Genomic DNA, 24,058 nt, shown 5'->3' with positions numbered 1-24,058 from the left:
TTGGGGTTGGCGGGCGGCGGCCGCGTTTGAGGGGTGCCCGAGATCAAAAGCAAGCGCCTCCGGCGGGCGCTCTGCAACGGGGGGTCGGGCCGCGTTGGGCGGGTCGGCGGCGGTCTGAATTGTGGTCGCCTTCGTCCCGGATTCCTCGTCGCTGACGTCGCCCGGAGGGAATCATCCCGGCCTGGCGGTATCAAGCCGAATCACTGCTGCTGTGCTGGCGAAACGCCCGGCTGGACACCGCCAGTCCGGAATGATTGTGCAAGCACCGCCGACAGCGACGAGGAATCCGGGACAACATCCCTGTGGGAAGAGGTCCCCCACCCACCGCTTAGCGCGCGCCCCGGGCAGGCCGCCAGTCCCAGCACGATGCCGGTGCAAGGCACCACCGAGGTTCGCGATGCTGTCCGCGACTTGTCGTGGATACCCGCAACCGCCGGCCGCCAGCGCCACCCGGACACGCACCACCGAACTGCGTCCCCTGCGAGGATCCTGTTGCCCATTTGATTTGATCAAGCGGTGAGGGCGAGTTCGAGGTGGGCGAGGTGGCTGGTGCGGGAGCGGTCGAGTGGCTGGTCGTTCCACCAGGCGTGCAGCCGGATGAGGTTGAGCGCTGCGGCGCTGTAGATGTGTTGTAGTCGGGTTTTGGTGATGCCTCGATAGCGGGCGCGGCGGATGTTGGTGACGGCGACGGCTTGATTTGATGGTGCCCTCGATGCCGCAGCGTAGGGCGTAGTCGGTCTGCCAGCGCTGGTCGGTCTGTTCGGTGCGTCGGGCCTGAAGCGTCTGGGTCAGGGCTGCGGGGTGCAAGGTCAGTTGTCGGCGGCCGCTGGCTGAGGTGGTGCATTGTTGACGTACCGGGCAGGGCCCGCAGACGCTGTTGGCGAACTTGACCACGATCACCGGGTAGCCGCGCTGGGAGGCCGGGGACCACGAGGAGCTGTGTGCGCCCTGCGGGCAGGTGGCGGACTGGTGTTTGAAGTCGATGGTGAAGTCTGCGGCGGCGAAGCCGTTCCCGGCACGGGCCTGGGCGGAGTTGTCCAGCAGCACCGGGGTTATCAAGGCGATACCGTAGTCCGACCTGGCTGCGATGATGTTTTCGGCGCTGGCGTATCCGGAGTCGACATAGTGCTCGGCCGGGCCAAGGCCGCGGTCGGCCAGCCGGGCGTGGACCGGGGCCAAGACGGCGGCATCGGAGACGGTGGCGTGGGTGGTTGCGACATTGGTGATGAGGTTGGGCCGGGCCCGGTCCTGGCAGGGTTCGCCGGTGCATGTTTCGGTGACGTGCAGCTTGAATCCGTTCCACAACATGTCGCGCTTGGCCGACCAGCGGGTGTCGGTGTCATAGGGGGAGGCGGTGCGCAGATGGCCTGGCGGGAGACCGTCCCCTGCCTGCTTGGAGCCCTCCCGCCGCCTGACCACCTCCCGTCCGCGCGCATCGGTGGTGACGATGTAGTTCTGCAGCAGCACCACCCGCAGCGTCTGCACCGCCGGCAGCTCGGCCAGCCAGGCCGGGGAGCGCCGGTCATAGACCGCGGCCAGCAGGGCGTGTCCGTCCCGGCCGTAGACGGACGCCAGTTGGTCCCGCTTGGCCTGCGAGGTGGGTATCTGCCAGGTATCGACGTGGGTGTCGTAGCGGGCCGTCCAACCCGGCACATCCACCACCTCGGCAACCCAGTCCGGGGCTGCGGCAGCCGACACCTGGATCGCCGCGCGCACGGCCTCCCCGGCCAACTCCAGCCGGTTCAGATCCCGCACCGCGGACACCACATGAGTGGAGTCGGTACGTGCCTTCCCACCATCGGCCAACAGCCCCAGATCGACCAACCGGGCCAGCAGCAGATCAAGAACCTTCTCCTCCAGACCGTGCTCGATCACCCGGGTCCGGAACTGTGACAGCACACTGTGATCGAACCCGGTATCGGCCAGATCCAGCCCCAGCGCGTACATCCACGACAACCGGTCCCGCACCGCATCAGCAGCCTGCCGATCGGTCAGGTTCTCAACCATCTGAAACACCGAGACCAACGCCAGCCGGCCCGGCGACCAGCCCGCCGGGCCGGTCGGCCCGAACGCCTGCGCGAACTCCGCATCCGGGAACAACTCTCCCAGCCGGTCCCGCACCGCCACCGGCATCGGCACCGTGCGGCCATAGTTCTTCGACCGCACCGCCTCCGCCACCTCAGGCACAGGCTCCGGCCACGGCTCCGGCCGCATCGACATCCAACCCACCCCACGACCGGGGATCGGGAAAAAGAACCGGCCGCACAACCAACCCTGACACCCTCAACAAACCACAACCACCCCAACAGCCAAATGGGCAACAGGATCTGCGAGGCCATCAAACCATGCTCGAAGCCGTAAAAAGCTCTTCAAAACCCACCGACAAGCCGCACCAGCCAGCTCGCACCACCCCCACATAAGCCATGACCACCACCTCCGGCGGCCGCGTGCAGCGCCTCAGGGCTCGGCGAGGCCGGCGGCGAGGGCTGCTGAGGCCAGGGTGCGGATGCCGGCGGGGATGGCTGGGCCTGGGTCTGGTTGGTACTTGGGTGAGTGGTTGGGGGCTAGGGTGGCTAGTTTTTCGGCGGCGGTGTGGCCGGGGGTTTGGTGCCATTGGGTGGGGCCGATGGTGCCGAACATCCAGTAGGCGGTGCGGGTGGCGGGGGATTTGTGGAGGCCGGTGGCGGCGCCGGGTGGGCCGAAGAGGGGGAAGTCCTCGGTGGCCAGGGTGGGGGGCCAGAGGGCGACGCGTTCGGTTCCCAGGAGGTGGCGGTGTGCGCGGATGATGGCGGCTGCCAGGGTTGGGTCGGGGTGGTTCGCCGGGGTTCTGCTGAGCAGGGTCACGGCGGGGGGTTCGGGGCAGCCTGCTGCTTCGCTTTCGGCGGCGATGATTCTGTGTACTGCGGCGAGTAGGCGTTCCAGGTGGGGGTCGGTGAGGGTGCGGATTGTCGCCTCGATGTGTGCCTCGTCCGGGATGACGTTGGGTGACGTGCCTGCGTGGAGTGATCCAACGGAGACTGCGGCGGGGGCGGCGGTGCCGAGTTCTTCGTCGGCGACCGTTGCCAGGCGGAGCACGATCGCTGCGGCGACCCGCACGGGGTCGATGGCCAGGTGGGGGGTGGCGGCGTGGCCGCCGCGGCCGTGGACGACCACGCGCAGGGCGGCGCCGGCGGCGGTCGCGGCGCCGGTCGGGTGGGCCGTCATGCCGGCGGGGAGCGGTGCCGAGTGCTGTGCCAGCACGGCGTCCGGCGGGCCGGGGGCGAAGCGTTCGTAGAGCCCGTCTTCGAGCATCGCGGCGGCGCCGGTCAGGGTCTCCTCGGCCGGCTGGCCGACGACCATCAGGGTGCCGCGCCAACGGTCGCGACGCTGAGCCAGCACGGTCGCGGCGCCCGCCGCACACGCCACGTGCAGGTCGTGACCGCAGGCGTGCATCACCGGGACCAGGCGACCCTCGGCGTCGAGCGCCGTCGCAGTGCTCGCATACGGCAGAGCGGTCTGCTCGCGGACGGGGAGCGCGTCGAGTTCCGCGCGGAGCATGACCGTGGGACCGGATCCGTTGCGCAGAACCCCGACCACGCCATGGCCGCCGACGCCGCTGGCGACCTCGAAGCCGTCACCGGTCAGGGCACGGGCCAGGCGGGCGGCGGTGCGCTCCTCGGCGCCCGACAGTTCCGGGTCGCGGTGGAGATGCAGATACAGCTCCACGGCCTGCGCGGCGGAGAACGGCTCTGTCAGGAAACTGCCGGAGAGGGACTTTGGAAGATCACGCATATCGGAGTCCTTTGATGCGCCTCGCGAAACGGCTCGGGTGATAGCGGGGTGACAGCGGTCGGAACGGTCTCCTGCCAGCGACGACGGCTAGAACTGAAGGTGGAACCACGCGCGCACCCGCCAGGCATCGGCCTCGCCGGATCCGTCCGGGGGCGCGACCCCACACCGAGGAGGTAACCACCATGCAGATCCACACCACTGAGACCCTCGAGGACACCAGCGTCACCGCGCTGGCCGCCGAGATCCTCGCCCTGGAGTCCGAGACCTTCGAGATCACGGACTACTCCGACGCCAGCGAGGTCATGCTCGGCTCGTCGACCAGCTGCAGCAGCACCAGCACGTGCAGCAGCACCACGAGCACCACCAGCTGCTCGGCCTGACCGCGGGGACAGGGACCGGGACCGGGCGGCGCGTCGTGTGACGACGCGCCGCCCGGCGCTGTCGTGGTTCAAGGGAAAGGGTGCGGGACCCGGTGCACCTCGTGGTCGGCCAGATCGCTGTCCCGCAGGCCGCCGCGCCGCAGCGCCGTCCGCAACCGGTCCATGCGCAGCGCCCGCTGGCGTCCCCAGCCGAAGTCGATCGGCAGCAGGCCGGGAGCCAGCGTGCAGACCGTCCGCAGTCCCAGGCGCCGTTGTTCCGGCGTGGTCTGATCGACCACGATCACGTCGTGTCCGGCCGCCGCGATCTCGTCGCGGCACAACAGCACATCGTCCAGCAGGTCGCCGGTGTCCGGCCGGCGCCGGGACCACTGCGCGTACACCTCGTCGTAGGAACGGATGCCGGTGCCGCCTCGGTCGGATCGGCCGAGGTAGCGGCGTGCGTGCCGCGCCATCTCGGGCAGTCCGTACAAAGCGGCGTGGTCGGGCAGGCGGCGGACCAGGTCGAAGTCGCCCGCCATCGCCGCCAACTCCTGCGGGCGCTCGGCGACCTGGCGGGGCAGGTGCGGGATGTAGGTCAGGATCTCCGAGACCGCGCCCTCGACGGCGGTGCGCGGATCGAAGCCGGCCGACGCGGCGAAGGCCAGGGTCCCCGGTCCCCCGTCGCGGCGCACGGCCACCGCCGTCACGACCGGGATCGCCAGGTCGATCCGGTTGTCGAAGACGTGCACGTCGTACCCGCGCAGGCCGGCCCGGTCGATCATGGCGGCCAGCGCCGGGCTCGGGCAGGAGGCGGGGTCGATCTCGGTCAGCTCGGCGCCGCCGTACCAACCGAGCAGGAACGCGTCGCGTTCGATCAGCTCCAGCAGCCCGAACAGGATCGCCTCCTCCAGCACACTGCCGGTGGCGCAGCCGTTGGAGCATTCGAACACGAAGTTGTCCGCCTGGACGCCCGCGCTGTAGTAGACGAGCCGTGCTGGCACGTGCACGCGACGCCCGGTGCGCAGCGAATAGCCGGGCACCCACGGAATCGGCCGCTTCGGATCGAACGGGCTGGTCATCGAGTCGGCCGCATACGTTTCCGGCGCGTACTCACCGCAGGTGCGCGGGTCGAGCGCGTCGTCGAGGTCGTCGAACGCCGCGATGACCGAAGGGCCGGGGACCCGGCGGTGGGTTCCGGCGTAGCGCTCCAGCCCTTCCAGGAAAGCCAGACGCCTGCTGTCCTCGAAGCTGTTCGCTTGCCCGCTCCAGGTCACATCGGTCAATCCGGCGTATCCGCGCATGAACACGGTCCCGGCGACCGGCGCCGTGGTGGGCGAGGTGACATCGAGCCAGGTGGCCGCGCCCAGCACGCCGCAGACCGGATTGGCCAGGGCATCCGCCGGGAGCTGATAGGAGCCCGGCGAGCGCAGCCGGTAGGCGTCGGGCGCCGGCTTGGCGCGGGACACGAGACCGGTCGAGAGCTCGTCAAAGCCCTGATCCGGCTCACCGCAGTGCGGGCACAGCGGTTCAGGCAGCAGCGGGACGGTGTGCAGCCGCAAAGTCTCCAGATCGACCCGGGTGACCCGCCGGGTCCGGTCCGGGACGCTCCGATTCAGAGTATTGAGACAGGCAGTCCAGATCGCGTCGACGGCGTGCTCCGGAAGCAGCGGCCACGAGCCGATCGCCCGCGGCGTCCAGCCCTGCTCCAGCGCATCACGCTCCGAGCGCGTGCGCAGGCGTTGCCACCGGATGCCCAGGCACGTCCCGCAGCCCCGGCCCGCGCCCCACGGCCCGATCAACGCGGCTTGCGCCGTCAGATGGACGGCTGCCGTCGGACGGAGCGCGGCGTACGGATCGCGCTGCGGATCGGCGACATCCGCGGCGCCGAGCGGCACCACGGCCACCGCGTCGAGGCCCACCGCGACAGCGCGTTCCGCGAGCGTCGCGGCCAACCGCGCTCGCGCCGTCTCCAGCGCCCGCGCCGTCACGACCGGCGGGGCTGCGATCGTCGCTTCGGCGGTCACGAGGCGTTGCTCCAGCGGAAGGTCCGCGCCGCCAGCAGGCCGAACACGAGCGTGAAAGCGGTCAGCGCGGCGCACGCGGCAGCCGGCTGCCCGATCCCTCCGTGCCGCGACAGCGCGCCGCCGACACCGGAGACGAGGTAGTGCAGCGGCAGGATCTTCGCGAAGTCCCGCAGCCAGGACGGCATCAGGTCGATCGGGTAGAAGGACCCTGACAGGAAGGCCATGGGGACCATGACGCTGTTGGCCACGGCGGCGACCGCCTCGGGGGTGTTCGTCCGGCTGCCGATCACCGCGCCGATGGCCAGGAACGCGGCGATCCCCAGTCCTAGCACGGGCAGCGCCAGCGGCCAGGTCGCCGAGATGTGCAGGCCGAAGAAGGGCAGGACGGCCACCCCGAGGAACAACACCGTCTGGGACAGGCCCACGCCCAGGGCCAGGGCGTAGCGCGAGCCGAGCACGGCGGACAGCCGCGCCGGGGTGCGCCACACCAGCCGGAGGATGTCGTCGCGGCGCCAGTTCATCAGGGCGAAGGCGACCCCGAACAGCGCCGCGTTGCCCACGCCCCAGGCCAGCACGCCGGGCGCGATGTAGTCGATGTACGGCGTCGAGCCGTGCACGCTCTGGTTGCGGAAGATCAACCCGAAGACGACCAGGAACAACAACGGGAAGGCGAAGGTGAAGAAGACCGTCGCCTTGTCTCTGACGTACGCGCGCAACGCCGCCATCGTCAAGGCCTTGAAGGCTGTCATCGCGCGCCGTCCATTCCGATCAGGGCCAGGTAGGCGTCTTCAAGACTGGTCGTGCGAGTCCGCACCGCGTCGAATCCGACCGCCTCGCCGACCGCGACGAGCACCGGTCCCGGGGTCCGGGTCTGGAGCTCCAGCTCGGAGCCGTCCACGACGGCGCGATCGACCCCTGCGATCCTCAGGGCGGCCTCGGGGGTCAGCTTCGCCGCCGGCAGATAGAGCCGCGTGGGCGCGTCCAGCGACCGCACCAGGTTGCCGGGGGTGTCGCAGGCGATCACCGACCCGTGGGCCATGATCGCGACCCGGTCGCAGAGGGCTTCGGCCTCTTCCATGTGATGCGTGGTGTAGACGACGGTGTGTCCGCGTTCTTTGAGTGCGCGAAGCACGCTCCACAGGTCCCGGCGCGCCTCGGGGTCCAGGGCGGCCGTGGGCTCGTCGAGGAAGACGAGCTCGGGGTCCCGGATGAGCGCGGTCGCGATGGCCAGGCGCTGGCGTTGGCCGCCGGAGAGGGCCTCCACGAGCACCCGCGCCTGCTGCGGGATCCCGACCAGGTCCAGGGCGTCGCGAGCGGTGCGCCCGCCCAGACCGTAGAGCGCGGCGACGGTCTGGAGGTGTTCCAGCGCCGTCAAGCGTGTGAAGAACGCAGAGGACTGAGTCTGCATGCCGATGCGGGCCAGCAGCGCGACGTCGCGCGGCCACGGGCTCGCGCCGAGCACCGTGACGGACCCGGAGTCGGCACGCCGCAGTCCGCAGATCATCTCGACCAGCGTCGTCTTGCCCGCGCCGTTGGGCCCGAGCAGGCCGAAGAACTCGCCCCGGGCCACGGTGAGGGTCACGCCGTCGACAGCCGGCACTCCCCCGTACTCCTTCCGGATCTCCCTGACTTCGATCGCTGGTATGCCCGAATCCGTTTGGTGCTTTGGCATAGGGCGGTTCCCTTCTGCGGGACTGGGATGCGCGACCGGTCGGGGTTCGGGGCGCGCCGGGCTCTGTGTCTTCGCACCGCGCCTGCCGCGCAGGCGAGCGCCGACCATCCCCAGCAGCCACAGCACGAAAGCGCCGGCGACCGCCGCCGGTGGAACGTCACCGGCTGCGCTGCCGAAGTGGTCGCTCAGGTAGCGCCGACTGGCGAGGACCGCCGCGACACCCAAAGCGGCGGGAAGGGCGAAGAACACGGCAGCGTAGGCGCCGTAAAGGAAACGCAGGCGGACCGGGTAGTCGGCGATGCCGGGACCTCGGCGCACGGCGCGGCCCAGGGACAGGCGCACGAACCGGCGGCTCTCGGTGGCGAGCCTGTCGATGCCGAGCGCGTAACCCAGGGCCTTGTAGCCGTCCAGAGGGGGCAGCGGAATCAGGTTCGCCAGCCCCCAGACGACGCCGATCATCACCAGCCCGCCGAGCAGGCGTCCGGCGGGACCGGTCGAAGGAACCAAAGCCCAGGCGATCGCGAACGGCAGCAGCGCCAGAAGGTTCACGAAGACGCCGGCCAGCGCGAGGGCGACCTGCGCGCGGCGGCGTGGGAAGAACTGCACGCCTTCGACGCGGCAGTACATCAACACCGTTCCCCAGTGCCAGCGCAGCCCGATCTCCTCGATGTGTCCGCCCGCGGCTCGCCCGGCGACGCCGTGTCCGAGTTCGTGCATCCCCTGCGTCACCCACAGCAGGGTCAGGACGGGCAGCAGCAGTCCCGGCCGGTCGATCAGATACGTGGCGTCGTCGGTGAGATCGCCGAGCCGCGCCGCCAGGTAGCCGAGCATGAGCGCGAGGAACCCGGTGACAGGGATCAGGACGGCGCGTCGGCGAGCGAAGGCGGTCACCCGGTACAGCCGCTCGATCAGTGCCGGAGCGTCGGCGACCAGGCGTGCGTTTCCGCTGAGCAGGTTTCCGTTGAGCAGCGTTCCGGTTCCGGCGGCGGCGGTGGCGGCAGTGGCCGAGGCATCCGGCGTGTCCGCCGCACCGGTCGCCAAAAGCCCGCGCCGGTACAGCAGTCCGAGCATCTGCTCCCACTGCTTCGGACCGAGCGCCGCCCCGAAGCGCGCGGCGTACTGCTCGCCGATCTCGCCGAGGGACCGGGAGCCGTCGAGCCTGGAGATGATGAAGTGTTCCTTCGACCGCACCTCCAGCAGCCCTCCGCCACGCGGGCTCTGGACGAAGTGGATCAGGGTCGTGCCACGCAGCGTCGGTCCGCTGACGCGCAGCCCCGGCACGCGGGCCGGCCGCAGGTCGGACAGCGCCGGGCGGTCCCCGGTCGCCGGGGACGCGGCGGTCACCGCGGAACCGCCTGTTCGCGCAGAGCCCGGGCCAGGACGTAGGACAGGAAGGCTTCATCGCGAACGGTCGCCGACAGCCGGTTGTTGGTCATGTGCAGATACGGCGACAACAGCATCGCCAACGCCTGCTCGGAGGTGTCCGGCTGGAACAGCTCGTCGCCGCTCCAGGAGCGGAACACCAGCTCGCCCCGGTCGGCCAGCGCCTGAGCCCGGTCCCGCAGCTCGGTGCAGTGCGCGGCCCACGCGCCGAGGAAGCCGGGCAGCTGCTCGCCGCGACCCTCGGCCACCTCGCGGCGGATGGAGTGGATGCGCGGGCCGAGCACGCCGGCGGTCTGGTCGTAGGCGTGCTCGTAGCCTTTGGCGGCGGTGAGATCAGTGGTGTGGAACGCGGCGTCCCAGAACGCGTGGTAGCGCTCGAGGAAGCGCACCAGTGCCTCGTCGTCCGGGATGAAGCAGCCCGCCATGACCGTCATCAGCTGCGCGCACAAGCCGAGGAGCACCGTGCGCAGGTGCACGTTCATGGTCCGGACCAGCTCCATCACCAGATCGCTGGAGTGCTGGAAATGCCATTCGGCCAAGGCGATGCCGGCCGGGCCGCCGTACTTGCCGTACTCCGGCTCGTACGCCTCGAAGCTGTGGGAATTGTTCGGCCGCAGCCGCATCGCTCCGTCGGCGCCGGTGAGCTGCTCGCGTTCCTCCGGGGTGTATTCGAGCTCGAACAGCGTCGCGTACAGCTCGCCGAAGAAGCCGTCCTTCACCTCAAACAGCGCCGGCCGGGTGCGCAGGAAGTCCTCGATCGCGGCGCTCGCGCGCCGGCGTACCGGGTCGACGGCCGCCATGCTGGAGGGCTTGAGCCGCAGGCGCAGGTGCGGACCCTCCAGCCAGTAGTTGATGAAGAAGTACCCTGACACAAGCCCGTCCGCGACCAGCCCGTCCACCATCGGGCGGACGCACTCGGTCAGCAGCGGTCTGGTGCTCGAGGCGTAGAAGACGTGGATCGCCTGCCACGGGCCGGCGTCGGTGGGAGTGATGTCAGACATGGACGCCTCCGGGATGCCTCGCGGCGCCCGGCCGTGCCGGGACTCGGTCCGGGATGATCTCCACAGCAAGTTCGGCGACGTGGCGACCGCGGTCGGAGACCACGTGCAGGTCCTCGGGCGCGGGCAGCATCTCCGCGAACGTCACATGGTCGCCGGTCTGGAGCAGCCCTTCGAAGCCGATCAGCGACAGGGCACTGTCGAAGTCGACGTAGTGCGGCTTGTCCCCACCGAACCACGCTCCTCCGGCGCCTGGATCCGGATGGCGCACTCGGGCGAAGACCCGGTCGGGAAGCCCGTGTGCGGTGCGCCAACGCTGCCAGCTCAGGAACCAGTCGGCATCCGGCGAAGCCGCGCCGCGCGCCGGCAGGCGGTCGGCCGGGACTGCCCATCTCCGCCGGCTCACCACGAGGCTGCGGTAGCGCACGCGGGGTCGGACGATCACGCCATCGTCCTGCGGCCCTTCCGGGACGCCGCGCCACACGTCGGGCAACGCCCTGGACGTCGGCGAGAGCAGCAACAGGGTTCGGGGAACCTCGGGCAGCACCATCGGCAGCAGGTAGCCCAGATACAGCGGGATCACCTCGCGGCCGAGCCGCCGCGACCGCAGGATCAGCCGGTCGTCGTCCGGGTCGTGCTCCAGGCACAGGTCGTCCAGCTCGATCCGGGCGTCGCCCTCGGCCGAACTCGACTCCCCGGGGCAGACGATCTCGTAGTCGGTGAGCCTGCCGTGCAGGTTGAGGTTTGTCGTCGCGGCTCCGGCGGTGATCTCCGCGAAGACGGCTCCGTCGGGTTGCCGCCGGCGCAGGTCCGCGCGCAGCTGATCGGACAGCCGGGCTTGCTCGTCACCGTCGTAGCAGTGCGTGAAGCGGGTGAAGGGAAAACAGAGCCCTCCGAAGGAGTCGTTGAGGACGGCCAGCGGCTCGGGCCGGTTCGCAGCCAGCTGAACGAAGTGGCTCTGCGGCGCGTACGAACGGCCCAACGGGGTCAGGCATGCCGCGACCTCATCGAGGAGTTCCTCGCCGAGGTCCAGCTCAGGGGCGCCCGGCGGCAGCGCCGCCCAGCGCGCCCTCATCCCGGTCACGAACGCCTTGCGCGCCTTGTCCAACGCATCGATCTCGGGCAGACGCAGCCAGTTCTCCTCCGGCGTCGGGTCGCCGTCCGGGCCCAGAGCCGGGCGGTCGGCGGTGAGCCGCAGATACTGGTCGAAGATGTCCTCGTGGAAGTCGTGGACCAGCCGGAGCATGTCGTCGCAGTGGCCTGCGACGCCGTGTCGGGCCAGGAAGAAGCCCTTGAGCGTCAACTGCTGGGGCAGGGCGATGTCAAAGGCCGGCAGGATCCGGGCCATCCGGGACAGCGGTTCGGCGGCGACCCGGTCCCAGAGCCCGGTTTCGCAGAATACTGACGCATCCTGCGCACGGACGTCCTCGTAGAACAGGGTCAGCGGCAGCGACCCCTCCGGCGCACCCAAAGCTGCGAGCACTTCGGTGAGATCGTCGCGTACTCCGGCGATCAGCGCCCGGCGCTTGTCGACGCCCGCGGCGGCGTACGCCTCGATCCGCGCGACCGGGTGCTCCAGCAGATCGGCGGCATGTTCGGCCCAAGGCCGCTCGATCCCGCGCAGGGCGTTTTGGAAGGCCCGCAGCGGATCAGGACTGTGCACATCGATGTCCAACACCGATAGCTGCAGGATGCCCAGCTGCACGAGAGCGCCGAGGTAGTGGTCGGCCTCCGACCGGCTGGCGTCCTGCCGGGCGGCGAGTAGATCGACCAGTTCCCCATAGCGCACCGAACCGCGGCCGCGCAGATGCCCGAGCAACTCCTCCAGAGCGCCGCTGCGGCGCAGGAAGAACAGCCGGTCGCGCGCGGCGTCGAAACTCACCGCCGCGTCGTCGCCGCCGGCATCACGCGAGCGGCGCACGAACCGCACGCGGTCGGCGTCGGCGTCCCATCCCGAGGCCGCGGACACCGGCAGGTCGCCCCGCAGCCGGTCGTTGCCCGTCACGGCCTCGGCCAGCCGGGCCAGGGCGACGACGTTGAGCCGCGGATGGCTGCTCCAGACACCGCTGATCGAGGTGTCCGGACCCGCCTCGAGCTCGAAGCGGCCGAGCGCGACCCCGGTGAACGTGCTGAACGGGCTGGTCTTGGCAGCCGTGCGGTACAGGTAGGACAGCAGTGAGCGCTCCATCTTGCGGCTGCGTTTGTCCTGCTTGCCGCCGCGCATCCAGGAGCCGATCTGCCGGTCCAGGGTCGGCGAGGCCAGCAGCAGCCCGAGCTGGAGGCGATCCTCGCCACACAGCGCGCGCAGGCCGGCGCGACCGGCCTCCAGCTCTTCGCTGAACCGGGAGCTGCCGGCCCGCCGGACGGCTTCCAAGCGTTCGCGGTCCTCAAGCCAGGCGCTCAACGCCTCGCCGGTCGGGCCGCCGAGCGTAGCGGCCAGACGGCGCGCGCCGGGCAGATCGCCGGGCAGCTGGTTGTTGAAGGCTTGGCGCCGCAGCGCGAGCAGGCGCCGCCGGTCCTGCTCGGCCTCGACGGCGGGCACCCGCGCGCCGATCGGATCGCTGAGCGCGCGTCCGGCCCGGCCCAGTTCCCGTTCCAGAACCAGCGTCTCCCGGGCCCACCGCACCGAATCCGGGCTGCGCAGCACGTCCAGCATCGCGAAGGGCAGCGCGGCGACCCTGAGCATGAACGCCGACTCCAGGTACGTCACCGCACGCTCCCCGGGACAGGGCCGAGCGGGCCGAAATCGTGGCGGAAGTCCGCCGGCCGCGGCCGCTCGGCGCCGATCATCATGGTCAGCAAGGGGATCTCGCCGGCCTGGTGGAGATCGAGTTCTTCGATGTAGGAGATGGTGTCGAAGCCGAGGGCGACGCCGCAGGCGATGCCGGCCGCCGCGCTCGCGGTGTACACCGCCTGCGCCACCGCCCCGACCAGCGCGTTCACCAGCCGGATGCCGCGGTCGCCGACCGCGTCGAGCACGGCGTGCGTGCGCACCGAGGGGACCAGGACGGCCGCGGCCTGTTCCAGGTTGTAGTTGGCGAGGAAGTAGTTGCGCTGGAGGAACGAGCCGGGCGCGCCCGGCTTGACCATCCGCAGCGCACCTTCCTGCGGGTCGTACTCGTAACTCGCCGGGGCGATCTGGTCGACGTGGGAGACGAACGCGTAGAGCTTGACCAGCTCGGCGCCTCCTGGCTTCGTCACGTCGCATTCCAGCGCGGCACCGGCGGCAGCGGCTGCGAGCACGGCGGAGAGCTGGTCCGCAGCGATCGTCCGCTGCGCGGAGAACCGTCCGAAGCTGCTGCGCCTGGCGTGCAGAGCCGCGCGGACGGTGGCTTGGAGCGGACGCGGCTCGGGCAGCGTCGCAGCCTCGCGCCGCTCATCGGGCGCGTGAGCCCTGGCCGCTTCCAGGGCCAGGCGGTCGGGGCGCTGCGTCGCGTGCTCGATGGTGGCGGCGTGAACCCGGCGGATGGTGTCGAAGGTCAGGACGGTGCGAGAACGCTCCTGGTCGGTGCGCCGCACCTGGATCGGCGGCTCGGTCGGCCGCTCGTTCGGCGGCTCAGTCAGCCGCTCGGTCGCCGGCTCGGCGGTGGGCGCCGACGGCGCGTCCCACCGCACGGGAACCACCGCGAACAGCCCTTCGTCCTCGGTCGACACCCCGAGCAGGCGGCTCAGGCGCTGCTCGTCGAACCACAGGAGCGGGTCGATCCGCAGGCCTCTGGCTCCCGCCCACATCCGCCACGTCTGCAGCACCGTGCCGACGTCCATCGTCACCGCGTGGTAGGAGAAGCTGTTGTATTTGAAGGCGTTCTGCCAGAACTTGATGCCCAGGACGAGGAACTGGTCGGTGTCCGCGGTGAGCGCCTCGTCGCCAACCGCGGCCCGCACCTCGCCGGTCGGGTCGCCCACGACGAGCCGCTGCATCGCGTGATGGCCGGGCGAGTAGTGGTAGGCGCCGGGGAGAAGCGGCCCGGAGGGACCGGACAACCAGTAGACGCCGATCGGGTACAGGCCGCCGCCCGAGGCGGTTCCCCGCGACCAGTTCGCGTCCTTGTACGACGGCAGCGCGGCCAGGTCGGTGTTCGCCTGCACGCCGAGCCGGCGGCCGATCAGTCCGTAGGAGTCGCGCAGCATGCCGCCGAGCAGGCTCAGGGTGAAGGGCTGCGAACCGGCCGGATCGAACAGTCCCTTCTGGACGCTGGCCGCGGCCTCGTCCTCGGTGTCCGGCAGCGGAAAACCGAGCGCGCCGGGGTAGTACTTGGCGCGCCGTGGCTTGTCCGCCCAGTTCGGGACGAAGTCGGCGGGTTCCATCAGGACCCTGCCGCGCCAGGCCACGGCGGTGGCGTACTCGTGGGCGAATCCCATGGAGCTCCCTTCCTCCCGCGGCGACGAGCCGCGGGGATCCTTCGCGGTCACGGAAACGGATGCGGCGCCGGGTTGAGATCGGCCGCCTCCAGGTCGCGATCGCGGCGTCCGGCTTGGCGGGGCGCCGTCCTGAGCCGGGGCAGGTGCAGCGCGCGCTGGCGGCTCCACCCGAAGTCGATGGGTACCAGGCCGGGTACCAGGACGCTGACCGTCACCGCGCCGAGGTCGCGCTGTTCCGGGACGGTCTGGTCGACCACGATCACGTCGAAGCCGGCGGCGGCGACCGCGGCGACGCAGCGTTCGAGGTCCTCGCGCAGGTCGGCGGACGGCGCCAGACCCGCGGCGGCGACCTCGGCGCGCACCTCGGCCAGCGAGCGCGGCGCGGCGGCGGCCGGCGCGCCGTCGAGCAGGAACGCGGCGTGCCGGGTCATCTCGGGCAGGCCGTAGACCAGCGGATGGTCGTGCAGGACCTCGACGCGGTCGAAGTCGCGCGCCATCGCGCTGAGCCGTTCCCGGCCCAGCTCGGTCCGCCACGGCAGGTTCACCGCGTCGGTGGCGATCTCGCACAGCCCGCCGGCCAGCGCGGCCTGCGGGTCCAGGCTCGCTCCCGCGCCGAAGCACAGCGCCCCGGTTCCCCCGTCGCGGCGCACCGCCGCGGCGACGACGACCGGGATGGGGAAGGTGAGGCGGGCGTCGAAGAAGCGGGCCTGATAGCCGTACATCTCCAGCCGGTCGACCAGCGCGCGAGTGTGGACGACCGTGCTGCTGGCGGGATCGATCTCCGGCAGCGGGGTCCGGCTGTACCAGGCGATGAGGAAGGCGTCGCGTTCGACGACCTCCATCAGGCCGTGGTACGCCGCCTCGGCCAGGCTCCCGCCGGACGCGCAGCCGTTCGAGCTCTCCTGGACGAAGCGGTTCTGGGCGCCGCCCGGGGCGTGATAGTACGTCAGGATCTCGGGCACGAGCACCGGTCGCTTATCGCGCAGCGAGTAGCCCCACACCCAGGGGATCGGCGAGTCCGGCCGGAACTCCTTGATCAGAGGGTTGCGACGGTGGAACTCCTGGGAGTACAGCCCGACCTCTCGCGGGTCCACGGCCGGCTCTTTCAACTCCGCCAACGCCGCGAACACCGTGGTGCGCTTGCCGCGCGGCCGCATGCCCGCGAAGCGTTCGAAGCCCTCCAGGACGCCGACTCGCTCGCTGGCCTGATAGCTGTCGGTGTGACCGCCCCAGAACGATTCCCGCAGATAGGTGCCGGAACGCTGCGTGAAGCTGCCCATCGTCGCCGCGGTCGTGCGCGAGGTGAGGTCGGGGGTGACCCAGGGCCCGAGCATGCCGCAGACGGGATTGACGTAGGCCTCTGTGCGCACGCCGAAGTCCTCGGCCGCACGGACGCGGAAGCTGTCGGGCGCGTTCTTCGGCGTGGGCTCCAGAACCAGTTCCGCGGCCTGCGCGCAGTCCTCGACCCGGCGTCCGCACGCCGGGCATTCGGAGTCCGAGGCCAGCTGCCAGCGTTTCGGGCGCAGCGTCTCGAAATCGAGCACGTACACCGCTGCCGGTTCGGCCGCACTGTCCGCGACGCGCGCCGAGGCACGGCTTCGAGCACGGCGGCGTTGCTGCTCCCGGGAAGCCGCGACCAGGGCCGCGATCGCGTCGGCCGCGAAGGCCGTCACGAACGGGAGGCGTCCGCTGGCGACGGTCTGCGAGCCGAGTTCCAGGGCGTCGCGCAGCGGCGCTGAGCGCACGGTCTGCCACCGGCGGGCCAGGCAGCGGGCACAGGGCCGAGGTGCGGCGCCGCCGACGGCATCGGCTGCGGCGGCGGTATCGACCGCAGCGGCGGCGTTGAAGGGACCGAGGATCGCTTGTTTGCCGTAGACCATGACGTTCAGGACGTCCCGGCTCACGGGCTCCGGGACGTCGTCGACGGCGAGTTCGTCGCGCGCGCCGAGTGCCGTCACCCGGACGTGCGCGCTCCGGGCGCCGTGCTCGGACAGCGCGCGACCGAGCAGGACGGCCAGCTCGCCCCGTTCCCCGGCCCACGGCGCCTCAGCGGGCATCGGTGTTCTCCCGCACGAGCAGCACCTTCGCCACCCAGATCCCGCCCGCCGCGAGATCGGGGAGTTCGACCGGCGCGACCAGGATGTCGTTCCCGGCGGCGCGCGTGCGCCGCAGCACCTCGCCCCATCCGGTCGCGGCGGTGAACACCGGATCCGCGTAGCCGCCGACGGACAACGCCGCCGGGTCCAGGTCGGCGATCAGCGGATCGCCGAGGTCCGCATGGGCGCCGTCGCCGAGCTGACGGTCCAGTTGGACCGCCCCGAGAAGGTCGCGCAGCGCGGAGACCGCGGCTTCCTGCCAGCGGGTCGCGCAGCCGACGGCCCAGCGGGGCTCGCCGTCGTGCGCGCCCCGCGTCCGGGCGAGAAGGACCGGCGCGGGCCGCGTGCCGCGATCGCCGAGACCGAGCAGTTCCACCTCGACGCCGAGATTGCGCGCCGACTTGGCCAGGAACAGCAATTCGGCGTCGGCCTCCAGCAGTTTCAGATCGACCGACCGCACCGGGACCCTGCCGCGGACCGCGCCGATCAGCGCGTCCAGGGCGAGCGCGGAGAGCAGTCCGTCGGCGACCGCGTCGGCCGGCGAAGCGCCCGTGCCGGTGCCCGCGGAGGTCGGCAGGCACATCAGCGAACTGTTCTCAGCGCCGAACGTCCGCAGCGCCGCTGCGGGCACGAGGACGCTGTGGCCTGCTTCAAGCCGATAGGCCTGCGCCCAATGCGCCACGTCTTCGGCTTTGGCGGCGGTGCCGCCGGCCACTGCCAAGCGTGCGGGCTCGACCCGGCATCTGCTATATCCGTCCTGATCGAGCGCGGCGGCGGATACCAGCCCGCCGACCGGAACGACGTGGTCGGCGTAGACGCGGGCTGCGGCGTGCAGCGCGCGGATCCGGGCTCCGGCGACGTGGTGCAGGTCGAACGCGGTCACGGTGCGCAGACCGCCGCGGCCCAGACCCAGGCGGACGGTGCCGATCTTGATCGGGGTCTGGTTCCACGCCTCGTCCGCGAACGCCTGGAAGACGCCGGCCCGCTGCTGGACGAGCACCGCCGTGGACGTCAGGTGGTCGAGCACCTCGGCGGGATCCTCGAGTTCGACGGCGGTCTGCGCGGCCGGTTGCCCGACGGCCTCGGCCGGCGGCCACAGCTGCTGCCGATCGGGTTCGGCAGCGGCGTCCGGGACGCACCGGGGACAGCGCGGATGCGGGAAGAGCGGCTCGGACCACGCGTCGAGGGAATCAAGGTCCTGAATGACGAGTTTCCCGGCGGTCTCGGCGGGCAGCGCGCCGGTCGTCACCCGGAAGACCTCGTAGGCCAGCAGGTTGCCGACCATGCCGGCCAGCGGACCGGTCAGGGTCCGCGGCGCCGGCGCCGAACCGGGCACAGCCACCGAACTCCAGAGATCCGCCGCGGCGGCCGGGTCGCCGTTCGCGCCGAGGCGCAGCGCCGCGCAGATCAGGCAGCCGGTGCTGCCACCGGTCATCAGCGGGCCGATGACGGCCAGGTCCGCGAAGGACCACGCCGTCAGCAGCTTGACGCCCTCCGGGATGCCGGCTCGCACCAACGGCAGCGCGCGCTGGACCGCGTCCGGACCGGCCAGCAGCACCAGGTCGTGAGATGCGAGGTGAGCCCAGCTCAGCTCGCCGTCGGCGGTGAGCTCGGTGGTCTCGGTGAGCTCGGTGATCTCAGTGGGACAGTCCGCTCTTCGGAGTTCCTCGGCCTCGGCCGAGATCTGAGCGAATCCCTCAGCGGCGAGCATCCCGGGCTGGACGGCGACCGAGGCGGCGCCGTTGCGGATGAGGCTCAGCACGCACCAGCGGGCCACGGGGTCGGTACCGAGCACGGCGATCCGCGCGTCGCGGAAGCGGTGGAACCGTTCCGTGGCCGAGCCGACGTAGTGGTCGATGTAGTCGATCTGGGGCGCGAAGCGCTCAGCGACCGCGGCCGGCACCGACGCCGACACCGCGTCGGCGTCCTCCGGCGGCACGTCGCGGGCGAAACCCCGATCGTAAAGGGTGCGCACGAGGTCCACGACCATGTCGCGCTGCTTCGGTCCGAGACCCGCGCACAGCTCCGCCACCTGCCGTCTGCCGTCCAGGTGCGGAACGATGAGGGTGGCGAAGCGGTAGGCGGAGGCGCCGTTCACCGAGAAGCCGCCGTCGGCGTTGTGGAACAACACGCCGGAGGGAGACTCGGTGAACAGTACGTCACGCCGTATACGAGGCCTGGTTTCCTCGATCGGCTCCTGCAAGGTCGCCATCTTTAATCCACGTCGTCCTTTCCGCTCAGGAGGGCGCCGGGCTCCGGCGCGCCGTGGTCCACAACGGCTGCATCCCTGGTCAACACGTATAAGAGCTCGTGCATCTGATAGCCGCGCGCCTGTTTGCGCACCAGACCCGCGCTTTGGAGCCGGTCGAGGATCTGCGCCTCGGTGAGCAGCCGGAGCGGAACCGCGCCGGTCTCAGGCCGAGCGGCCCTCTCCACGACACTTCCGTTGCCGCGCAACACCATCAGCTCCAGCTGCTGCAGAGCCGCGCCGGGATCGACGCCGAGCTGCTCGCGCAGATAGCGCTTGATCCGGCGGTACTCCCCCAGCGCCTCAGCCCGGCGCCCCGTGCGGTAGAGCGACTCGATCAGCTGCTCCCAGAAGTGCTCGTGCGTGGGATGCGCCCGCGTCGCGGTGAACAGCTCCGGAAGTACTTCACGCCGCCGGTCCAGCGCGATCTCGAGATCGAAGACGCGCTCCACGACGCTCAGCCGCTCCTCGTCGAGCGCCGGAACCTCCTCCCGGTGCAGCACCTGCGAGCGGACGTTGCTCAGGGCCGGACCGCGCCACAGCGCGAGCGCCTCGCGCAGCAGCGCCAACTCAGCCTGCGGATCAGCCGCGGCGTGGGCCCGGGCGGCCAATCCCCGGAACCGCATCAGATCCAGCGTCTCGGCCTGAGCCGCGATGCGGTACCCGCCCGACACCGCCTCGATCTCGCCGCCGGGCACTCCGTACTTGGCGAACAGCCTGCGCAGCCTCTGGACACAGGTGTGCAGTGCCGCCTTGGCGCTGACCGGCGGTTCCTCGTCCCACACCGCCCGCACCAGCGCGCCGATCGACACCACCGAGTTGGGGTGCAGCAGCAGCGTGGCGAGCAGCGTCGCCGGCCGGGAGGGCTGGAGCGGGGCGATGGTCCCCTGGGCCGCGATACTCAACGGGCCGAGAAGGACGAACGTCGATTGACCGTCAAAGGCACCATCTCCCCCGTCACGCCGCGAAGACGGCGCCGACCCGACATCATCGGGGTCGAAGGAAATCACCATTCAAGGTCACCACCTTTCACCACGGCGGTTCAAGGATCGACAGACGGCGTCACAGTAACAGCGCCCTGGCACACCGACAAGCATTGACAATTGCTAAAACCGCAGGCGAGCGGCGCCCCAGGTTTGCAATGCGCGATGCCACCGCTGGTCAGGGTACTGACAACGGCGCAGGAGGCCAGACGATCACCGACGCCAGGGAGCATATTTAGTGCAATTTTGGACAAATAAGCAGAACGCGAGCCGTTTGGCTACTTCCAAACTGCTCAACAACGCGCCCTCATAATGCAATCCGGAGGGCGAACGCGCCCCCTCTTTCGTGCGCTCGCCGAGTCCGCAATGGGATCGAATTTGTACGCGGACCGCCGAACAAATCAGTCGGAGTGATCCCGGGAAACTAAAAGCACGAAATTGTTCTGAGGAGCCGCTGGATCGGCGAACACTGTCGAGCCGACGCCCGGCGCCGACAGGGCCCAGACTTCGTGGAGATCCAGAACGCCGCGCGCTGGCGAGAACTCGGCGCGGGCTCGGTGGGGGCTCGACGGGGGCTCAGCGCCGGCTCGTTCTGCGGCCACTGAGTTCCGGAACCACATTTCCTTGACTGTCACGTTGCCCCTCTGTAAACCGGGTCTCATGGGAGAGCGCTCTCCGACCTGTCCCACCGCCCCGCCACCCCTGGGAGAAACCTCTGCCCCACACCAGATCCGCGCCGGCAGCCGGGCGAACACCGCCCGCTGAGCCACACCCGCCGCCGCGCGGATCCCCGCTCCATCCCCACAGCGCCGGCGCGGGCCGGCATCAGAAAGGCAGCTCCATGACCGGAATCAAGCGGCGACCATACGCCATCCTGGTGTTGATGATCGCCCTCGTGGCGAGCGTGATGCTCGTCAGCACCGCCCCGAAGGCCCACGCCGCCGGCACTTTGCTGTCGCAGGGCAAGCCGGCCACGGCCTCCTCGGCCGAGAACGCCGGCACGGCGGCGACCGCCGCCGTCGACGGCAACACCGGAACCCGCTGGTCCAGCCAGTTCAGCGACCCGCAGTGGCTGGAGGTGGACCTCGGTCAGGCCTCGACGATCAGCCAGGTCGTGGTCCAGTGGGAGACCGCCTCGGCCAAGGCGTTCCAGATCCAGACGTCGAACGACGGCACGAACTGGACGTCGATCTACTCCACGACCACGGGGACCGGCGGTACCCAGACGCTGAACATATCCGGGTCCGGACGGTACGTCCGCATGTACGGCACAGCCCGGAACACCGCGTACGGCTACAGCATCTGGGAGTTCCAGGTCTACGGCAGCGCGGGTACCGGCACCGGCGGCGGCAGCTGCGTCAACAACGCGGCGCTGAACCACCCGGCCACCGCCTCCTCGGCCGAGAACGCCGGCACGTCGGCCGCGAACGCCGTCGACGGCAACACCGGAACCCGCTGGTCCAGCCTGTTCACCGACCCGCAGTGGCTCCAGGTGGACCTCGGTTCGACCCAGCAGATCTGCGGGATCCAGCTCCAGTGGGAGGCCGCGTCCGGCAAGGCGTACCAGATCCAGACGTCGAACGACGGCACGAACTGGACGTCGGTCTACTCCACGACCACGGGTCCCGGCGGCACCGAGAACCTGACGGTCAGCGGCTCGGGCCGTTACGTCCGCATGTACGGGACCGCGCGCAACACGGCGTACGGCTACTCCCTGTGGGAGTTCCAGGTCCTGACCGCCACGGTCGTCGGCGGTGACATGATCACCGTCACCAACCCGGGCAACCAGACCGCCGTGGTCAACACGGCCGTCAGGCTGCAGATGGGCGCCACCGACTCGGTCGCCGGCCAGACGCTGACCTTCACCGCGACCGGGCTGCCGGCCGGGCTGTCGATCAGCTCCTCGGGCCTGATCACCGGCACGCCGACCACCGCGGCCACCTCCAGCGTGACCGTGACCGCCAAGGACACCACCGGCGCCACCGGCTCGACCACCTTCGGGTGGACGGTCAACGCCACCGGCGGCGGCACCGGCGCCCCGCCGACCGCGTTCTGGGGCAACGTCTCGGCCATCCCGCCGGCGGCGCACGTGATGGAGTTCATGATCCAGAACCAGACCAACGGCCAATACCCCGACAGCCAGGTCTACTGGAGCTTCAACGGCCAGACCCAGTCCATCGCGCAGCAGCGCTACATCGACATGCCGGCCAACTCCGCCGGCCGCATGTACTTCTACCTCGGCACGCCGAACGGTCCCTACTACGACTTCATCGAGTTCACCGTGGGCACCACCTTCATCAACGTCGACACCACCCGCGTCGACCGCTTCGGCCTGAAGCTCGCCCTCCTGGTCCACGACCACAGCGGAAACGAGCAGGAGATCGGCGAGAACTACGCCACCTTCCAGGAGAGCCGCACATCGACCTTCAACCGCTTCCAGTCCTCGGTCCCCACCGAGTTCAAGGAACTGGCCACGGACAACGCCCCCTACGGCATCCCCTCCCCAGGCAACGACGCCGCGTTCCAGTCAGGCGGCCCGTACGCGAACTACTTCCAGGCCTACGCAGCAGCCAACGGCGACACCGCCGACAGCACCCCGCAGATCTTCGGCTGCGGCGGCACCCTGTCCGGCAACCCCCAACTGTGCGCCGGCCTGAACCGCCACGTAGCCCAGCTCCCAGCAGCCCAGCAGTCGATCCCAGCCAACTTCTACCAGGCCGGACCGGCAAACTACTACGCCCAGTTCTGGCACCAGAACGCCATCAACGGCATGCAGTACGGCTTCCCCTACGACGACGACGCAGGCCAGAGCTCGGACATCTCGGTGAACAACCCGCAGTACGCCGTCGTCGCGGTGGGCTGGTGAACCGAGGAGCAGAACACTGATCGCTGAACACTGACGCTCAATGCTCAATGCTTGATGCTTGATGCTTGATGTCGGTGATCTGATGCGCTGACAGGTTGCGGCCGGTGCCCTCTCGGGGACCGGCCGCAGCTTTGTCGCCGGTGCGTACCGGGCTGGCGGATGGAGGAGAGTACGCATTCTGGAAGAAACATGGGGGTCGCGGCGTGCCCATATTGATGGCATGCCGTCAAGGACACGCTGATGAGCAGGCGGGCATTTCGGGACGCGGAATCAGAGGGCGATCTTGCTGATGTCCGGGATGCCCCGCTTTCGCGGATGACTGTGGACATCGCTATACCGGTTTATAATGAGGAGAGGGCGCTTCCTGGGTGTATCGAGACATTGTGGACGTATCTCAGTGAGCGGTTTCCGTTCGCGTGGGAAATCACGATCGTCGACAACGGGAGTACCGACGGTACGCTGCTCGCCGCTGAGGGGCTTGCCTCGGCGTGGCCGTATGTGAGTGTGCTGCACCAGGACCGGAAGGGTAAGGGGCTGGCCGTGCGTACGGCGTGGCTCGCCAGTACGGCGGATGTCGTCGCATATATGGATGTGGACCTGTCGACCGGGCTTGATGCGCTGCTGCCGATGGTTGCCTCGCTTGTCAATGGACACGCCGATATTGCGGTGGGGTCGCGGCTGGCTTCGGGCGCGCGGGTGATTCGGGGTGTGAAGCGGGATATCACGTCGCGGGGGTACAACGCGCTGCTGCGACTGGTTCACGGGGTGCGGTTCACGGATGCGCAATGCGGGTTCAAGGCGGCTCGGGCGGAAGTCGTCGTGCCGCTATTGCGGCGGGTGCGGGACAATGGCTGGTTCTTTGACACCGAATTGCTGCTGCTGGCCGAGCTCAACGGGCTCCGGTTGCACGAGGTCGCCGTCGACTGGGTCGATGACGTCGCGAGCCAGGTGGCGATTCCGCGCGTCGCGTCGGGCAACCTGCGCGGGATGCTGCGGCTCGCGCGCCTGCGGCTCCTCGGCGCGGCGACGGTGAGCGGCCTTCCGCAGCGGCCCGCGCCGACCGCGACGCATCCCGACGCGGTCCTGGGCCAGGCTCGCCGGGTCACGAGCCGACGCCGGTACGCCAGCCGGGCGCCGGTCCATCTGGCAGGCGCCGCCGCGCTGGTGGCGTATGTGATCACTCGGTTCGTCGTCGCCGGTCCCGGACGGCGCGCGCCGTAAGCGCCGAGCGCGAAGTCCGAAGTCCGAAGTCCGAAGCGCCAAGTCCGAAGTCCGAAGTCCCAAGCACCAAGCCCG

The 24,058-nt window shown here is 70.2% G+C and carries 14 protein-coding genes; 3 read left to right on the top strand and 11 right to left on the bottom strand.

Translation table 11 applies throughout. The annotated features are described in order from the left end of the window. Window positions 1–171 precede the first annotated feature (171 nt). Both CACI_RS18385 and CACI_RS18380 read right to left on the bottom strand, forming a co-directional pair. Window positions 172–2,220: a transposase gene (locus CACI_RS18385; RefSeq protein ID WP_263053474.1), complete on the bottom strand. Its 2,049-nt coding sequence runs from the start codon at window positions 2,218–2,220 to the stop codon at window positions 172–174. 237 nt (window positions 2,221–2,457) lie between these two features. Beyond that, entirely contained in the window at window positions 2,458–3,771 is a 1,314-nt protein-coding gene (locus CACI_RS18380) for an amidohydrolase (protein WP_015792329.1), read from the bottom strand. Window positions 3,772–3,953: 182 nt separating this feature from the next. On the opposite strand from CACI_RS18380, the gene CACI_RS18375 reads away from it, so the two are divergent. Then, window positions 3,954–4,151 carry a thiazolylpeptide-type bacteriocin gene (locus CACI_RS18375; RefSeq protein WP_015792328.1) on the top strand — a complete coding sequence of 66 codons (198 nt, stop codon included), beginning with the start codon at window positions 3,954–3,956 and terminating at the stop codon, window positions 4,149–4,151. 68 nt (window positions 4,152–4,219) lie between these two features. Here CACI_RS18375 and CACI_RS18370 read toward each other — a convergent pair whose 3' ends face one another. From CACI_RS18370 to CACI_RS18330, 9 genes are all read right to left on the bottom strand, one after another. Continuing rightward, window positions 4,220–6,154 carry a TOMM precursor leader peptide-binding protein gene (locus CACI_RS18370; RefSeq protein WP_015792327.1) on the bottom strand — a complete coding sequence of 645 codons (1,935 nt, stop codon included), beginning with the start codon at window positions 6,152–6,154 and terminating at the stop codon, window positions 4,220–4,222. Then, entirely contained in the window at window positions 6,151–6,903 is a 753-nt protein-coding gene (locus tag CACI_RS18365) for an ABC transporter permease (RefSeq protein WP_015792326.1), read from the bottom strand. Before CACI_RS18365 ends, CACI_RS18370 begins: the two co-directional genes overlap by 4 nt. After that, entirely contained in the window at window positions 6,900–7,826 is a 927-nt protein-coding gene (locus CACI_RS54230; protein ID WP_041541960.1) for an ABC transporter ATP-binding protein, read from the bottom strand. Before CACI_RS54230 ends, CACI_RS18365 begins: the two co-directional genes overlap by 4 nt. A gap of 1,340 nt (window positions 7,827–9,166) precedes the next feature. Continuing rightward, window positions 9,167–10,210, bottom strand: coding sequence for a lantibiotic dehydratase C-terminal domain-containing protein (locus CACI_RS18355; protein ID WP_015792324.1), 1,044 nt, complete (start codon window positions 10,208–10,210; stop codon window positions 9,167–9,169). Further along, window positions 10,203–12,917: a lantibiotic dehydratase gene (locus CACI_RS18350; protein ID WP_015792323.1), complete on the bottom strand. Its 2,715-nt coding sequence runs from the start codon at window positions 12,915–12,917 to the stop codon at window positions 10,203–10,205. The genes CACI_RS18355 and CACI_RS18350 overlap by 8 nt, the downstream gene beginning before the upstream one ends. Beyond that, the gene (locus CACI_RS18345; RefSeq protein WP_015792322.1) at window positions 12,914–14,569 is read right to left on the bottom strand and encodes a SagB family peptide dehydrogenase; all 1,656 of its coding nucleotides are present in this window, start codon (window positions 14,567–14,569) and stop codon (window positions 12,914–12,916) included. The genes CACI_RS18350 and CACI_RS18345 overlap by 4 nt, the downstream gene beginning before the upstream one ends. A 47-nt stretch (window positions 14,570–14,616) precedes the next feature. Continuing rightward, entirely contained in the window at window positions 14,617–16,626 is a 2,010-nt protein-coding gene (locus CACI_RS18340; RefSeq protein ID WP_015792321.1) for a TOMM precursor leader peptide-binding protein, read from the bottom strand. Next, window positions 16,616–18,877 carry a TOMM precursor leader peptide-binding protein gene (locus CACI_RS18335; protein WP_015792320.1) on the bottom strand — a complete coding sequence of 754 codons (2,262 nt, stop codon included), beginning with the start codon at window positions 18,875–18,877 and terminating at the stop codon, window positions 16,616–16,618. Before CACI_RS18335 ends, CACI_RS18340 begins: the two co-directional genes overlap by 11 nt. Window positions 18,878–18,879: 2 nt before the next feature. Next, window positions 18,880–19,818, bottom strand: a complete 939-nt coding sequence (locus tag CACI_RS18330) for an AfsR/SARP family transcriptional regulator (RefSeq protein ID WP_049871621.1) — start codon at window positions 19,816–19,818, stop codon at window positions 18,880–18,882. 919 nt (window positions 19,819–20,737) lie between these two features. On the opposite strand from CACI_RS18330, the gene CACI_RS18325 reads away from it, so the two are divergent. Continuing rightward, window positions 20,738–22,762 (top strand): discoidin domain-containing protein, encoded by a 2,025-nt coding sequence (locus CACI_RS18325; protein WP_015792318.1) that lies wholly within the window; start codon window positions 20,738–20,740, stop codon window positions 22,760–22,762. Window positions 22,763–23,077: 315 nt separating this feature from the next. Beyond that, window positions 23,078–23,983: a glycosyltransferase gene (locus CACI_RS18320; RefSeq protein WP_143765850.1), complete on the top strand. Its 906-nt coding sequence runs from the start codon at window positions 23,078–23,080 to the stop codon at window positions 23,981–23,983. Window positions 23,984–24,058: the final 75 nt, after the last annotated feature.

Origin of the sequence: Catenulispora acidiphila DSM 44928, from assembly GCF_000024025.1 — a bacterium.
Lineage (GTDB): Bacteria > Actinomycetota > Actinomycetes > Streptomycetales > Catenulisporaceae > Catenulispora > Catenulispora acidiphila.
This window is presented reverse-complemented; position numbering and strand designations above follow the sequence as displayed.

Coding starts and splice junctions, on each gene's coding strand:
- CACI_RS18385 (WP_263053474.1), bottom strand. CDS start 2,220: ATGTCGATGCGGCCGGAGCCGTGGCCGGAGCCTGTGCCTGAGGTGGCG.
- CACI_RS18380 (WP_015792329.1), bottom strand. CDS start 3,771: ATGCGTGATCTTCCAAAGTCCCTCTCCGGCAGTTTCCTGACAGAGCCG.
- CACI_RS18375 (WP_015792328.1), top strand. CDS start 3,954: ATGCAGATCCACACCACTGAGACCCTCGAGGACACCAGCGTCACCGCG.
- CACI_RS18365 (WP_015792326.1), bottom strand. CDS start 6,903: ATGACAGCCTTCAAGGCCTTGACGATGGCGGCGTTGCGCGCGTACGTC.
- CACI_RS54230 (WP_041541960.1), bottom strand. CDS start 7,826: ATGCCAAAGCACCAAACGGATTCGGGCATACCAGCGATCGAAGTCAGG.
- CACI_RS18355 (WP_015792324.1), bottom strand. CDS start 10,210: ATGTCTGACATCACTCCCACCGACGCCGGCCCGTGGCAGGCGATCCAC.
- CACI_RS18345 (WP_015792322.1), bottom strand. CDS start 14,569: ATGGGATTCGCCCACGAGTACGCCACCGCCGTGGCCTGGCGCGGCAGG.
- CACI_RS18340 (WP_015792321.1), bottom strand. CDS start 16,626: ATGCCCGCTGAGGCGCCGTGGGCCGGGGAACGGGGCGAGCTGGCCGTC.
- CACI_RS18335 (WP_015792320.1), bottom strand. CDS start 18,877: ATGGCGACCTTGCAGGAGCCGATCGAGGAAACCAGGCCTCGTATACGG.
- CACI_RS18325 (WP_015792318.1), top strand. CDS start 20,738: ATGACCGGAATCAAGCGGCGACCATACGCCATCCTGGTGTTGATGATC.
- CACI_RS18320 (WP_143765850.1), top strand. CDS start 23,078: ATGACTGTGGACATCGCTATACCGGTTTATAATGAGGAGAGGGCGCTT.